Genomic DNA, 13,379 nt, shown 5'->3' on the forward strand with positions numbered 1-13,379 from the left:
CTTTGCCGCCGCCGGAGGCGATGTTCAACTTTTGTTAGACCTCGAAAATGGTCTGGTCCTCAACCTCGGTGGTCAGGGCTTCCAGAGCGCGGGCCACCAGCTTTTTGCGCAGAGCGTATTCTTCCTCGTGGGCCAGCGCGGGGTTTCCAAGGGGATGGGGAATCGCAATGGTGGGAACGATTCTGTTTGCGCCCACCGTCATGGAGATCGGCGTGACCGTGCACATATGCACAACGGGAATACCCGCCCGCTCAATCTCTTTTACCATCGTTGCACCGCAACGCGTGCAGGTACCTCATGTGCTGGTCATAATGACCGCGCTTACATTGGCCTGAAGAAGCTTCTGCGCGTATTCGGCGGCAAATTTTTTGGACGAGGCCACGGCGGTACCGTTGCCCACGGTGGTGTAGAAGAAATCATGCAGCTTGCCGATTCTTCCCTCCCGCTCAAACTCCCGCAGCACATCCACGGGCAGCACGCGGTTGGGGTCCTGATTGGCGTAGACGGGGTCGTAGCCGCCGTGGGCGGTTTCGTATGTCTCTTCCGTCAGTTTCTCCACGCCCTGAATGTTATATTCCCCGTAATGTGAGGCGTTGGAGGACTCGATATGATCCGGATTCCCCTTGGGAACGATGCCGCCGGAGGTGCACAGCGCAACGATTGCGTGGCTCAAATCCTTCACGGCCTTGTTGGGGGCCACACGGTCAAAGGACGGCATGGGATACTCGGTGGTAAAGGGCTTCCCCGAAAGCTTTGCCACCAGCATATCCACGGCCCGCTTGGAGCCGCGCTCCTTGTCAAAGAAGTTGCGGCGGATGCCGTTGGGCAGATACCCATCCTCGCAGGAAGCGCCGATTTCCTCGCCGCGCATCAGCTTCATAGCAAGTGCAGCCATGGCGGGCGCGGCCTTGCGCATACCGGCGGCACTGTTGGTGGTTGCGACGATCAAAACCTTGGTGCGCAGGTCGGCGCCGGGGTTTTCCTCGTACATGCCGGTGAGAACGGGAATCCCCAGCTCGTCCTGAACGGCCTGACAGATGTTGGCGCAGGCATAGCCGTACCGTCCGGCGTTGAAGGCGGGACCGGCGATAAACAAGTCCGGCTTTGCCGCCTTGACCCATTCCAGCACCTGTGCCTTGGCGTCCTTCTCATGTTCGGCAAAATAGGAGTCGCCGCAGACGATGGTCTGCACCACCTCCGCCTCGCCCTTCCATGCCTGATTGAAGGCAAGGCCGGGGCCTACATGGCCTTCCCGCAGCTCGGGCGGCACATGGGCCATTTCCTCGCCGCCGATGTTGGCAAAGAACTGGTTGATATAGTGTACGACGCGATAACTCATGCTTTTCTCCTCCTCTCCTTATCTGGCGCTCAGGCGGTTAAAGCCCATTTCGTTGGTAGCGCCGGTAATGACCTGAAGCTCCGCCTCGATGGACCCGTCCGGCCGCAGGGACCCGACGTGCCCGCCCGCGATTTTGTCCACGTAATCCAGCATCCCGATGACCTTGTCAAGCTTGGGAAGGATCACCACCTGATTGGCGTTTCCGCCGGTGACCACCGCGTCGGCCAAGGCGTCTGCGTCCGCAAGGGACTGGGACTTGCCGTCCTGTCCGGCGTATTCGTCGGTAATCAAAACGGTGCGGATGCCCTTTTGCTCGGTCTTTTTGCAGTTCATAATCAGGTCGGTATCAGGATTGCCGAAGCCTTCCTCGGAGACGACCACGCCGTCCAGATCCAGCAGACGGGTAAGCTTCGAGGCCCAGTCGGAAGAGCGCTGCTTATCAGCCAGATACACGTTTTCATTGGTGATGATGTTGCACACGTAGTTAATGGTCTTACCGTGCTGCTCGAACAGATCCGCCACCACGGGGTTGTTCTGGTGGTGATAGGTGGTGTTCTTGTCGCAGGCGGACACGCAGTTGCCGGAAATGATGGCCCCGTCCATGGTTTCGGTGGGGTTCAGCAGGGTGGAGATAATCTTCTTCGCATCCACGCCGTAAACATAGGTGTCGTGGAGCAGGCCCTGACTCTGGAGCATGTGGACATAGCCCACACGGGGAAGGTCGGGGAGCTTTTCCATGCCCTCCTTCACGCCGTAGGTCTCAAACTCCTGCGTCTCGTCGGGGGTCACGTCGCGGCCAAGCTCGCCCACAAAGGTGGCGGCCCGCAGGCCCGCCATGCGGACGGCGTGCTCGTACTCGTGCTGATGGACGCTCTCCATTGGCTCGCACACCAGCACAAGATTCAAAAGCTTTGAGAACGGGGTATAGTCCGCGCCGGGGCCGGTCATGTCAATAATGCCCTCCTGAAAGCCCACGATCTTGCCCGCGGTGACAATGGCCATGCCCTTCAGCACATGGGTTTTTCCTGAGCCAACGGTATCCACCTTGGCGATGACGCCGGGAAATTCGCCGCCGGGGCCCTCCACCTTCACGCGGGGCTCGATCACGTCCTTCACCGGGGTAATGCGCACGCTCTCGCCGGGTCTTGCGATGTCAAATCTCGCCGACTTGATGCAGGCTTTCACGTCGTCGTCTTTGAAGATAAAATCCATGACTTCATCGGCATTGACGGAAAGCGTCCCGTTTTCTACCTTGCATTCCTTTGAAAATTGAATGTCCCGAATCTGGATAAAGCCCAATTCCAATTTCAAAGTGAGCACCTCCTTCTTTTCATTTTTATTTGCCTGCGTTACTAAGTCCTGCCGCAGCGTCAAAGCCCAGAGCGCCGGAGAGCAGGGTATAGTCGATCAGTTGGAAATCCTCCAGCACGCTCTGCGTAAGCGTGCGGCGGCGGGGCGTAAGCTTGTCGCATACCTCGATGCTGCCCGCAATCAGTCCCGCCTGCTCCGCCGAAAATTCCCCGGGGGTTTTGGACACCACCACGGATTTATAGGGCGTTTCGTTGGGCTTCACGCTGCCGGCCAGAGGGTGGGTATACAGAGTATGCCCGGCATACACCATATCCCGCGCCTTCACCAAAATTTCCCGAAGGGTCCGTTCCTCCGCAAGGAGAATTTCGTATCGCTCAGCCATACATGCTTTTACCAGGGGATTATTTGTAAGAATCAAATATTGCCGCTCGCTGATCACAGCCGTCTCCTCCTTTTCAAAGCAAAAACAGAATCGGACAGCACAAACCTATGCTGCCCGACTCTGTTGATTTACCTGAGAGATTCCCCGCAAAATGCGGGTTGCTCCTTCGGCGCTTTCGCTTTCCAGAGGGTTGTCGGGCTGCAGTCCTTTCGCCTGAGATGTTCATATCGCGCCGGCAAGCTAGCAATACTTATACCTTCGGCCCCGCCTCCAATGGGCAGATCTCCTGCAACCGTCATTCAAATCATTCAATTTTCCAAACCGGACACTTGCCCCGTCTTTATACCCATTGTAATCTCCCCATCTCTTGGGGCGCAAGAAAAAAAGGGCATTTATAAATTTCATCTATAAATTCAATTCAGCAAATTGACGGAGCCAACAATTTGAAATTTTTTGATTTTTCCCATCGGAATCTTTATACTTTGTTGATTTTTTCACAGTTTTCCAGTGTTTTTATCAGCAGATTGCAGTAGTCTTCATGAAATCATCTCATATTTTTCTACGTTTTGCACAATTTCAAGGCGTCAATTCCGGGCCAGGGAGGTAAAATCCCTCGGCAAAGCTGTAAAACACCTGCGCGGAAGGAGAGAGTACGCTGTTTTTCCGGCGGAGAAGGTAAAGCTTGCGCCGAATCCGGATACCGGGCAGCTCCAGCGTCAGAAGCTTTTCCCGTTCCTCCGCCGCGCTTTTGGAGAGAATGGCAACGCCGGTTCCCTCCTCCACCAGCCGTTCCACCTCCTCGTTGGAGGCGGCCTGTGCGGCAATATTCACGCTGGCGGGGTCCACGCCCATAGCCCGGAGAAACAGCTCCGTCTCCCGGCGGGTGCCGCTTCCCTCCTCCCGGATCACAAAAGGCTCCCGGGCGGCGCGGCGCAGGGAAACCCCCTCCTCCCGCCAGACCCGGTATTTGGGAAGATTGGGAGCCACCAGCACCAATTGATCGTTGGCAAACTCCCGGGCAACGTACTTACCGCCGGGAAGCGTGCCGCAAAAACCCAGCTCCGCCTCCCGCTCCGTCACCTGACGCACTGCCCCCGCACTGTCTGTGATGCGCAGATCGAATTTCACATCGGAGTGCTGTTTTTGAAACGCCGAGAGCAGACGGGGCAGAAAATACCGCCCCGGAATCGTGGACGCGGCAATGACCACCGTGCCGGACAAATCCGTTGCAAACCGGCGCAGGGCCTCGTCCGCCTGCCGCCGCAGGGACAGCATCTGCCCGGCATATTGAGACAGAAGCCGTCCCGCCTCCGTAGGGCCGGCTTCCCGTGTGGTGCGGGCAATGAGCGTCAGGCCCAGCTCCCGCTCCAGCGCCGTCACATGAGAGCTGACGGTGGGTTGGCTCACACCCAGCGCCTCCGCGGCCCGAGAAAAGCTGCCTGTTTCCACCACCCGGGAAAACGCCTCCAACTGCCGAAAATCCATGGATTCTCCTTTCGCGGGCGCGGTTCCCGCTACGCGTATCCGCAAAATTTGTTTGGGATAAAGTCATCAATCAATCTTCTTTTTAACCCAATTGTTCCAAAATATCCAAAAAAGGGGACGCCGCGCGTTGGCGCGGCGTCCCCTGGCGGGAATATGTGGGAATCGAACCCACCTGGGCAGCTCTTCACCACCCTCACCGGTTTTGAAGACCGGGGGGCACACCAGCACCCATCTACTCCCACGAAAATCGCCGCTTCCACGGTCGACGGCGCTATTGTAGCACGTCCTTTGTGAAATGGCAATACCCAACTCAAACGCGTTCCCCTCCGTCTTATGGACAGCTCGGAGCAGGCGTTTTGGTTGGAAAGCGCCTCTCAAAGTCCCGTAAAATCAGGCGTTTGCCCCCTGCGGGCATAAAAGCAGCGCAGCTTCCGCCTTACAGTCCGTCATCCGCCAAAAAGCTTTTATCCGCAAGACGGCGAAGGTCGCCCTCCTTTTTCGTCACGTGGAAGCGATCCAGATATTCAAGCACCGCCAGAGCGTATTTCCGGGAAGTCCCCAGCGCGTCCCGCAGCTCCGCCAGCGTGATCGTCTCCTGCACCGCGAGGTGGTCCCGGACCGCGCCCCGCGCCCGCAGCCACGCGTCCTTGTGATAGCAAATCTGCGGGGAAAGCATCACCAGCTCCCCGCCGGTAAGCACGCTGTCCAACACCTGCTTTGCGTCTGCGGCTTCTCCCTGTAAAAATTGGGCCAGCATCTCCTCGGTGGTCGGCGGCTCGATGCCCGCCTTGCGGTAACTCTCCAGCAGCCGTTCCCGGATGGCGCTCTGCTTTTTCGTGAACCGGACGGAAAACTCCGCCAGTGCGTACCGCTCCGCCGTCCGGCGGATGCTCCCTTCGGCGCAGAGCTGGCGTAAAAGTGCGTCCGCCCCGGTCTGGTCCATAGACTTGAACAGCTTTTGCCGCAGCTCGGCGGCCTTCATCCCGGCGTGAAGGGGATTTTTTCGGTGATAGTCCTCCAAAAGCCCCCGACAGGCATCCCGCACGCCGTCCATCACGCCGGACGATGCAAACCGGCCCGGCAGCGGCTCCACCAATCGCCCCGCCGATACCAGCTCCCTCAGCAATTCCTCCAACTCCTGCGAGTCCATTCCAAGCTTGGACGCCAGCTTGTCGGTTTGGGGCAGAGCCGTGCCGAACTCCGCCGCCACCTGCACCACCCGGTCGCCGCCGGAGCCGCTCTCCCGGATGCGCAGCGCCTCCAGCACAGCGGGGTCCCTCCGCTTATGCCGCTTGGGCGCGTCGTCTAAAATTGTGCCGCCGCCGATGGTTTCCAGCGGCGAGAGAAAGCGAACTACAAACCGATCCCCGTTTTTTGAGGCAATCGGCTCCGTCAGCCGGAGCTGGGCATAGCAGCTTTCACCGGGGACCAGCCCGTCCCTGTCCAGCAGCACTACCTTGGCAAGCAGCACCGACGCGCCATGGTACAGGTGAACCTGAGAGTCGTTTAAAATCACCCGCTGGGAAGCGCGCAGGTTCTGAAGCCGCACGTCCAGCATCAGCGAGATGCGCAGGCTTCCGGGCTTTGCCACCGCGTCGCCCCGCTGCACGTCCGTCCGCTTCAGGCCCGCCAGATTCACCGCCACCCGCTGGCCTGCGTAGGCGGTGTCCACGTCTTTCCCGTGAACCTGCAAATTCCGGATGCGGGTTTCCGCTCCGGAGGGGGCAAGCACCGCCGGATTTCCCTCGTGCATGGCCCCCTCAATGAGGGTGCCTGTCACCACGGTGCCGAAGCCGTCCACGGAAAACACCCGATCCACCGGCAGGCGAAACGCCACCCGCAGGTTTTTCTCCCGGGCATCCAGCACCAGCGTGTGAAGGGCTTCTTTCAGCTCCGGGATGCCCTGCCCAGTATAGGCAGAGACGGTGAGGACGGGCTTTCCCTCCAAAAAAGTACCTCTCACCTTTTGGGCGATCTCCTCCTGCATCATGTCCAGCCACTCCGGGTCCACCATGTCAGCCTTGGTCACGGCCACAAGGCCGTCCTTGATGCCCAGAAGCGTCAGAATGCCAAGGTGCTCTATGGTCTGGGGCATGAAGCCCTCGTCCGCGGCCACCACCAGCATGGCAAGGTCGATGCCCCCCGCCCCCGCCAGCATATTTTTAATAAATTTCTCATGGCCCGGCACATCTACAATGCCTGCCTGCGTCCCATCGTCAAAATCCAGATGGGCAAAGCCCAGCTCAATGGTGATGCCCCGCTTCTTCTCCTCCTGAAGCCGGTCGGTGTCGATCCCGGTGAGAGCCTTGATCAGCAACGTTTTTCCGTGGTCCACATGGCCCGCGGTGCCAATAATCACATGCTTCATTGCAAGCTCTCCCTCAGCGCGTCCACGATGCAGGAAAACTCATCCTCCCGCAGCGTCCGCGCGTCCAGCAGGTACCGGTCATGGGCCACTCGGCCAATAACCGGCTTCTCCCGCAATCGCATGGCGGCCTCCAGCGCGTCCACGCCGCCCCGCCCCGGCGTCACCGCCATGGCAAAGCTCGGCAGCGTTTGGGTGGGGACGCTGCCCCCGCCCACCTGATCCTCATCGGGGACCACCTCCGCGTCCACGCCCGCTTCCCGCGCCAGGGCGCACAGCCGCTGGGCGCGCATCCGCAGCATTTCCGGCGATGCCGCCAGCATGGCGAGGGTGGGCAGCTCTGTCTCCGCCGTTTCCTCCACATAGGCCCGCAGAGTGGCTTCCAGTGCCGCCAGGGTCATTTTATCCACACGCACCGCCCGGTAGAGGGGATGCTCCCGCAGGAGCGAGAGAGATTCCTCCCGCCCCACGATAATTCCCGCCTGAGGTCCGCCCAAAAGCTTGTCCCCGGAAAAGGAAACCACGTCCATTCCCGCCGCCACGGATTCCTGCACCGTAGGCTCGTCCCGCAGACCCAGCCGCGCCAGATTCACCAGCGATCCGCTGCCCAAGTCCTCGATGACCGGAAGGCCCCGGCTGCGACCAAGCGCCGCCAGCGCCGCCGGGGACACGGTCTCGGTAAAGCCCACCACCCGGAAATTGCTGGTGTGGACCTTCATCAGCGCCCGGGTGTCCGAGCCGATGGCTTTTTCGTAGTCCCCAAGACGGGTTTTGTTGGTGGTTCCCACCTCCCGCAGCCGCGCGCCGCAGGTTTCCATGATCTCCGGCACCCGGAAGGAGCCGCCGATTTCCACCAGCTCGCCCCGGGAGACGACCACCTCGCCTCCCTCCGCCATGGCGGAGAGAATCAGCAGAACGGCGGCTGCGTTGTTGTTCACCACAAGCGCACTTTCCGCGCCGGTAAGGCGGGTCAAAAGGCCCTCCACATGAGCGCAGCGATGCCCCCGGCAGCCGCCCTCCACATCGTATTCCAGCGTGTTATAGCTCCGGGCAACAGCTCTGGCGGCCTCCGCCGCCCGTTCCGACATACACGCCCGGCCCATATTTGTATGCAATACAACGCCGGTCCCGTTGATCACGCTGCGCAGGGACGGCTGCGCAGTATCCCGCGCAACCGCCTCCACCGCCGCGCACAGCGCCGCTTTGTCCGGCGGTGTGTCCCGCCCGCCAGACAGCAGCTCCCGCCGCAAATCCTCCAGCACGGCGCGAACCGCGTCCGTCGCCGTCCGGGCGGAGTATCTTTCCGCCAAAGCCTGCACGGACGGCTCCCGTAAAAGCTCGTCCACCTTGGGAATGGCCCGCAGGTATTCCTGATTCATGTCACGCGCCCCCTCCGCTCCCCGCCCTTTTGGGGGAGCGCACATTTTTTGCAAGTATGCCCCGTCAGACGGATTTCAGCGCAGTCTGATGCGCTTTTCCCCAGTATAGGGCTCGACAACGCCAATCCGCTGGGCACTGGGAACGCAGCCCTTTAGCTCTTCAAACAGCGCGTCCGCGTCTTCCTGCGCCACGGCAATCAGCAGCCCTCCGGCGGTCTGGGGGTCGAACAGCAGGTCCTGTTTGGCAAGCTCCGTGTCGCCCACGTCCACCCCCGGCTCGGCATAGGTGCGGTTGCGGTACATCCCGGCGGGGAGAATCCCCACTTTCGCCAGCTCCAGCGCCTCGGGAATCAGGTCGATGGTCCCCACGTCTATGGTCATGGTCACGTCGCTGCCCTGCGCCATCTCAAAGCCGTGGCCCAGCAGGCCAAAGCCGGTGTTATCGGTGCAGGCGTGAACGCGGTACTTCACCATGGCGTCCCGTGCGGAGCGGTTCAAGGTAGTCATCAGCCGGTACATCAGCTCCTCCCCCTCAGAGGAGAGCATCTCCGCTTTCTGCGCCGTGGACAGCACGCCGATGCCGATGGGCTTAGTCAAAAGCAGCACGTCTCCGGGCTTCGCCCCTGAATTGGTGAGCACCCTGTCGGGATGGACAAACCCTGTGACGCACAGGCCGTATTTCGGCTCGTCGTCCAAAATGCTGTGGCCCCCAGTGATGAGTGCCCCCGCCTCGTACACCTTGTCATACCCGCCCCGAAGCATTTGGTGCACCGCTTCTTTCGACATGGACTCCGGCACGGCCATGATGTTCAGACACAGCTTGGGTTCTCCGCCCATGGCGTACACGTCGGACAGGGCGTTGGTGGCCGCAATCTGGCCAAAGAGATAGGGGTCGTCCGCGATGGGCGGGAAAAAGTCCACCGTCTGCACAAGAGCCAGTTCGTCGCTGACCTTATAGACCGACGCGTCGTCGCTCTTGTCAAAGCCCACCAGCAGATTTGGGTCGCTGTGGACCCGGATGCCCTCCAGCAACTGGCTCAGCACCCCCGCGCCCACCTTCGCACCACACCCGGCGCACTTTGCCAGCTTTGTCAGCTTGACATTCTGTTCTTCCATGGATACGCTCCTTTCCCGGCTTCCAAAAAAAGCCGTCTTGTTTGCTCTCAACATACCATGCGCCCCGCCCGCTGTCAACGGATGACGGACGGGGCGCGGCGTAGAAAGCACAAGGAAAGACTGCGCAAAAAATGCGCGGGAGAAACATTTTTCAGTCTCTCCCGCGCATTTTATTCCAGAAAAATTAAATTTTATCAAATTAGACGTAAGCAGCTCCGCCGTTTCCCAGCAGGAGGTTTTCCCGCCTATCTAGAAAATCATTTCCGCGTAGCGCAATGCTTTTCGCCGTTCTTACACCGAAACGGATTCGGATAGCTCCAGTCCCGGGTTGTGCTTGAGCAAAAAGCCCACGGACCACTCGCCGCCAAAGGCGATGAGATGTCTGCCCCGGAAATCCTCCAGAACCTCCGCGCCCATGCACAGCGTCAATTCCTTCGGGTCCTCCACGGGGCTGGCCGAGATGCGGCGCAAGTGCTCGTAGGGCAGGCCGTACATATACAGCTCCACGCCGTATTCGTTTCTCATGCGATACTCGAATACGTCGAATTGCAGCGTGCCCACCACACCCACGATGACCTCCTCCATGCCCGCGCCGGGGACCTTGAAGATCTGGATGGCGCCTTCCTGCGCAATCTGCTCCGTGCCCTTGATGAACTGCTTGCGCTTCATGGTGTCCTTAGGGCTGACCCGCATGAAATGCTCCGGCTCAAAGGTGGGAATGCCAGAGAAATTAAACTTTTTTCCCGGCACGGTAATGGTGTCTCCGATGGAAAAAATGCCGGGGTCGAACACGCCGATGATGTCGCCCGCGTAGGCCTCCTCCACAATCTCCCGCTCAGCAGCCATCATGGTCTGGGGCTGGCTGAGGCGCATTTTCTTGCCGGTCTGCATGTGATAGACCTCCGCGTCCCGCTCGAACTTTCCGGAGCAGATGCGCATGAAGGCAAGCCGGTCCCGGTGGGCCTTGTTCATGTTGGCCTGAATCTTGAAGACAAAAGCGGAAAAATCAGGGGAAAACGCGTCCACCTCGCCGCAGTCCGCCGTGCGGCTCAGGGGCGGGGTGGTCATGCGCAAAAACTCCGCCAGAAAAGGCTCCACGCCAAAGTTGGTCAGCGCGGACCCGAAAAACACGGGGCTGAGCTTTCCGGCGCGGACGGCTTCCATATCAAATTCCCGGCCCGCGCCCAGCAGCTCCACCTCGTCCCGCAGGGTGCTCCAGCGTCTTTCGCCGATCAGCTCCCCTACCTTCGGGTCTTCCAAATCCACCTCGGTGGCCTCCGCCTTTTTCCCGTGGCCCTCGCCTTGAAAAAAGAGAATGCGGCTCCGCTCCCGGTCATAGACCCCGGCAAACTCTCTGCCGCAGCCGATGGGCCAGTTGACCGGATAGGTGTCGATGCCAAGTTCCCGCTCCACCTCCTCGCACAGAGCAAGAGGGTCCTTCGTCTCACGGTCCATTTTGTTGATGAACGTGAAAATGGGGATATTCCGCAGAGCGCAGACGCGGAAAAGCTTGCGGGTCTGCGGCTCCACGCCCTTGGCCCCGTCGATGACCATGACGGCGGAATCCGCCGCCATCAGCGTACGGTAGGTATCCTCGGAGAAATCCTGATGGCCCGGGGTATCCAGAATGTTGATGCAATAGCCCCCGTGCTGAAACTGCATCACCGACGAGGTGACGGAAATGCCGCGCTGGCGCTCAATCTCCATCCAGTCGGAGGTGGCGGCCTTGGCCCGCTTGCCCTTCACCTCGCCGGCCTGAGCAATGGCGCCGCCGTACAGCAGAAATTTTTCCGTAAGGGTGGTTTTACCGGCGTCGGGATGCGAAATAATTGCAAACGTGCGGCGCCGGGAGATTTCGTCTTTCAGGGCGGACATGGCGTTACTCCTTCGTTCTTATGAATCTGATGAACCTTTTTAATTTATCACATCGCCGGGTGCTTTGCAAGGGGACCTCTGATTAAATCGACATATGGAGAACATCCGGCGGACTTTTTGCCCTGCAAGGCAAAAATATTAACGAGCCTTGGACGGAAAATCAGCCGTCCAAGCGTGCATGCCGTTTTAATCAAGGGTTCCCAAGATATTATCCGCAATTCCGGCGGGAAAATCAGCCTTCAAAGTCGTGGATACATCCCGTTGTTATTACTGAACGCCACTGTACGCTATCCATAGCTTCTTATTCAGCATCTTGCTGCTTTCGTAGGGCTCCCCCTTTCTCCTGTCTTTTCGGGCAAAAGCAAGACCTCTATCCGTCGCTATTTTTCATTTGTCCATAGTCATCGCAGATGCGATAAGTCTGCGGGTATAATCGGACTGAGGTGCGTGGATGATCTGATTGGTTGCGCCATGCTCCACAATCTCACCGCCGTACATGACGTATACCCGCTGACAGATGCTGCTGACCAAAGCAAGGTCATGGGAAATAAACAAAAATGACATGCCGTTTTTTGTGCCAAGGCTGCGGAGCAACTGCAAAATCTGCGCCTGCACGGAAACATCCAGCGCACTGGTTGCTTCGTCGCAGAGCAGAAGCCGCGGCTTTGACGCAATTGCCCGTGCAATTGCCGCACGCTGGCATTCCCCACCGCTGACATCCCGTGGATATGCGCGCGTAAACCCGGCGTCCAGACCGACTTCCATCAAGAGACGTTCGGATTCTTCTGCGCGAGCTTGCGATGATGGAAGGATCGGCCTCAGCGCGTCCTGAATGCTCTCTCCCAGTGTCAGTCTGGGGTCAAAGGAAGAACGGGGTTCCTGAAAGATCATTTTCATATTGCGGTACGCTTGTTTGAGGGCCGTCCCCGTACTGCGTGTAATATCCGCGCCGCATAGTACGATGGAGCCGCTGTCCGGCGTATCCAGACGGGTAATCAGCCTTGCCAGTGTGGATTTTCCGCAGCCGCTTTCCCCAACCAAACCGACGCATTCGTGTTCACCGACTGTCAGCGAAACGCCCCGCACCGCCTGAACCGGCAATGAATTGGCCTGACGAAATGTTTTTGAGAGACGTGACACCTCCAATACAGGGATTTTCATGTTTTTTCCCCTTCCCGGCAAAGCGTCCAATGTTCTGCGTGCAGAGAAATTTGCTGCATCTCTTTTGAGATACATTCTTTTCGGGTATGAGGACATCGCGGTGCAAACGCGCAGCCTTGGGCGGGAAACGTCTCCGACATTTGCCCGGGAATCCCCTTAGGAAAAGTTCCGTCCAACCGGGGAATTGCCTCCATCAGCGCGCGGGTATATGGATGAGAGGGTGCGCGAAGCACACTTTCCCGATATCCGTATTCCACCACGCGTCCGGCATACATCACAGCTACCTTATCAGCCATTTTGGCAACGACGCCCATGTCGTGGGTGATCATCACGATACAGGTGCCAAATTCGTCTCTTAGGCGCATCAGCTCATTGATGATTTGCGCCTGCACTGTTACGTCCAATGCGCTGGTGGGCTCATCAGCCAGCAGAATGTCCGGCTTCAGCACCATGGCCAGCGCGGTGGCAACGCGCTGGTTCATTCCGCCGGAGAGCTGCGCGGGGCAGCTCTCCAGCACACGGCGGGGATCTTTGAACTCCATACGCCCCAGAATTTCTTCCGCTTTTTCCGTGGATGCTTTCCGGGAAATTCTCTCGTGGGCGCGCATGGCCTCATAGAACTGAACGCGGATTTTCCGAATAGGGTCCAAAGAAGCGCCCGGTTCCTGAAACACGACCCCCAGACCCGTGCCGCGGACCGAGCGCATCTCCCGTTCTGTAAGGCTCAGCAGGTTATGTCCCCGGTATATCACTTCCCCGGAGGAAATCCGGACCCGTTTTGGAAGCCGCAGCACCGCATTTAAAAGCGTGGACTTTCCGCAGCCGCTCTCGCCGATTACACAGACGATTTCCCCTTCGTGCATATGCAGAGAAACGTCCCGCAGAATTTCTTTGCCGCACGGATAGCGCACGCAGAGATGATGGATATCCAAAAGTCCGGTGTGTTCCATGAACGGATCCCCCCTG

10 protein-coding genes, 1 tRNA gene and 1 riboswitch are annotated in these 13,379 nt (G+C 59.0%); all 11 genes read right to left on the minus strand.

The annotated features are described in order from the left end of the window. Nucleotides 1–34: 34 nt before the first annotated feature. On the minus strand, nucleotides 35–1,339 hold the full coding sequence (grdB, locus tag RTU96_RS11645) for a glycine reductase complex selenoprotein B (protein ID WP_312636782.1): 1,305 nt from the start codon (nucleotides 1,337–1,339) through the stop codon (nucleotides 35–37). Nucleotides 1,340–1,357: 18 nt separating this feature from the next. Next, entirely contained in the window at nucleotides 1,358–2,650 is a 1,293-nt protein-coding gene (locus tag RTU96_RS11650) for a glycine/sarcosine/betaine reductase component B subunit (RefSeq protein ID WP_312636783.1), read from the minus strand. A 25-nt stretch (nucleotides 2,651–2,675) separates the two neighbouring features. Beyond that, nucleotides 2,676–3,089 (minus strand): GrdX family protein, encoded by a 414-nt coding sequence (locus tag RTU96_RS11655; protein WP_312636784.1) that lies wholly within the window; start codon nucleotides 3,087–3,089, stop codon nucleotides 2,676–2,678. 53 nt (nucleotides 3,090–3,142) lie between these two features. Beyond that, nucleotides 3,143–3,228, minus strand: a riboswitch (glycine riboswitch). 380 nt (nucleotides 3,229–3,608) lie between these two features. Further along, nucleotides 3,609–4,517, minus strand: coding sequence for a selenium metabolism-associated LysR family transcriptional regulator (locus RTU96_RS11660; RefSeq protein ID WP_312636785.1), 909 nt, complete (start codon nucleotides 4,515–4,517; stop codon nucleotides 3,609–3,611). Between the two features lie 143 nt (nucleotides 4,518–4,660). Then, nucleotides 4,661–4,757, minus strand: a tRNA-Sec gene (locus RTU96_RS11665). 196 nt (nucleotides 4,758–4,953) lie between these two features. Further along, nucleotides 4,954–6,885: a selenocysteine-specific translation elongation factor gene (selB, locus tag RTU96_RS11670; RefSeq protein ID WP_312636786.1), complete on the minus strand. Its 1,932-nt coding sequence runs from the start codon at nucleotides 6,883–6,885 to the stop codon at nucleotides 4,954–4,956. Beyond that, nucleotides 6,882–8,261, minus strand: a complete 1,380-nt coding sequence (gene selA / locus RTU96_RS11675) for an L-seryl-tRNA(Sec) selenium transferase (protein ID WP_312636787.1) — start codon at nucleotides 8,259–8,261, stop codon at nucleotides 6,882–6,884. Before selA ends, selB begins: the two co-directional genes overlap by 4 nt. Before the next feature lie 75 nt (nucleotides 8,262–8,336). Further along, the gene (gene selD / locus RTU96_RS11680) at nucleotides 8,337–9,377 is read right to left on the minus strand and encodes a selenide, water dikinase SelD (protein WP_312636788.1); all 1,041 of its coding nucleotides are present in this window, start codon (nucleotides 9,375–9,377) and stop codon (nucleotides 8,337–8,339) included. 291 nt (nucleotides 9,378–9,668) lie between these two features. Then, nucleotides 9,669–11,252: a peptide chain release factor 3 gene (locus RTU96_RS11685; RefSeq protein WP_312636789.1), complete on the minus strand. Its 1,584-nt coding sequence runs from the start codon at nucleotides 11,250–11,252 to the stop codon at nucleotides 9,669–9,671. A 387-nt stretch (nucleotides 11,253–11,639) separates the two neighbouring features. Next, on the minus strand, nucleotides 11,640–12,413 hold the full coding sequence (locus RTU96_RS11690) for a dipeptide/oligopeptide/nickel ABC transporter ATP-binding protein (protein WP_312636790.1): 774 nt from the start codon (nucleotides 12,411–12,413) through the stop codon (nucleotides 11,640–11,642). Then, nucleotides 12,410–13,363, minus strand: coding sequence for an ABC transporter ATP-binding protein (locus RTU96_RS11695; protein ID WP_312636793.1), 954 nt, complete (start codon nucleotides 13,361–13,363; stop codon nucleotides 12,410–12,412). The genes RTU96_RS11690 and RTU96_RS11695 overlap by 4 nt, the downstream gene beginning before the upstream one ends. Nucleotides 13,364–13,379 lie beyond the last annotated feature (16 nt).

Origin of the sequence: Oscillibacter sp. (assembly GCF_032018205.1) — a bacterium.
Classification (GTDB): domain Bacteria; phylum Bacillota; class Clostridia; order Oscillospirales; family Oscillospiraceae; genus Oscillibacter.

Coding starts and splice junctions, on each gene's coding strand:
- RTU96_RS11660 (WP_312636785.1), bottom strand. CDS start 4,517: ATGGATTTTCGGCAGTTGGAGGCGTTTTCCCGGGTGGTGGAAACAGGC.
- selB (WP_312636786.1), bottom strand. CDS start 6,885: ATGAAGCATGTGATTATTGGCACCGCGGGCCATGTGGACCACGGAAAA.
- selA (WP_312636787.1), bottom strand. CDS start 8,261: ATGAATCAGGAATACCTGCGGGCCATTCCCAAGGTGGACGAGCTTTTA.
- selD (WP_312636788.1), bottom strand. CDS start 9,377: ATGGAAGAACAGAATGTCAAGCTGACAAAGCTGGCAAAGTGCGCCGGG.
- RTU96_RS11685 (WP_312636789.1), bottom strand. CDS start 11,252: ATGTCCGCCCTGAAAGACGAAATCTCCCGGCGCCGCACGTTTGCAATT.
- RTU96_RS11690 (WP_312636790.1), bottom strand. CDS start 12,413: ATGAAAATCCCTGTATTGGAGGTGTCACGTCTCTCAAAAACATTTCGT.
- RTU96_RS11695 (WP_312636793.1), bottom strand. CDS start 13,363: ATGGAACACACCGGACTTTTGGATATCCATCATCTCTGCGTGCGCTAT.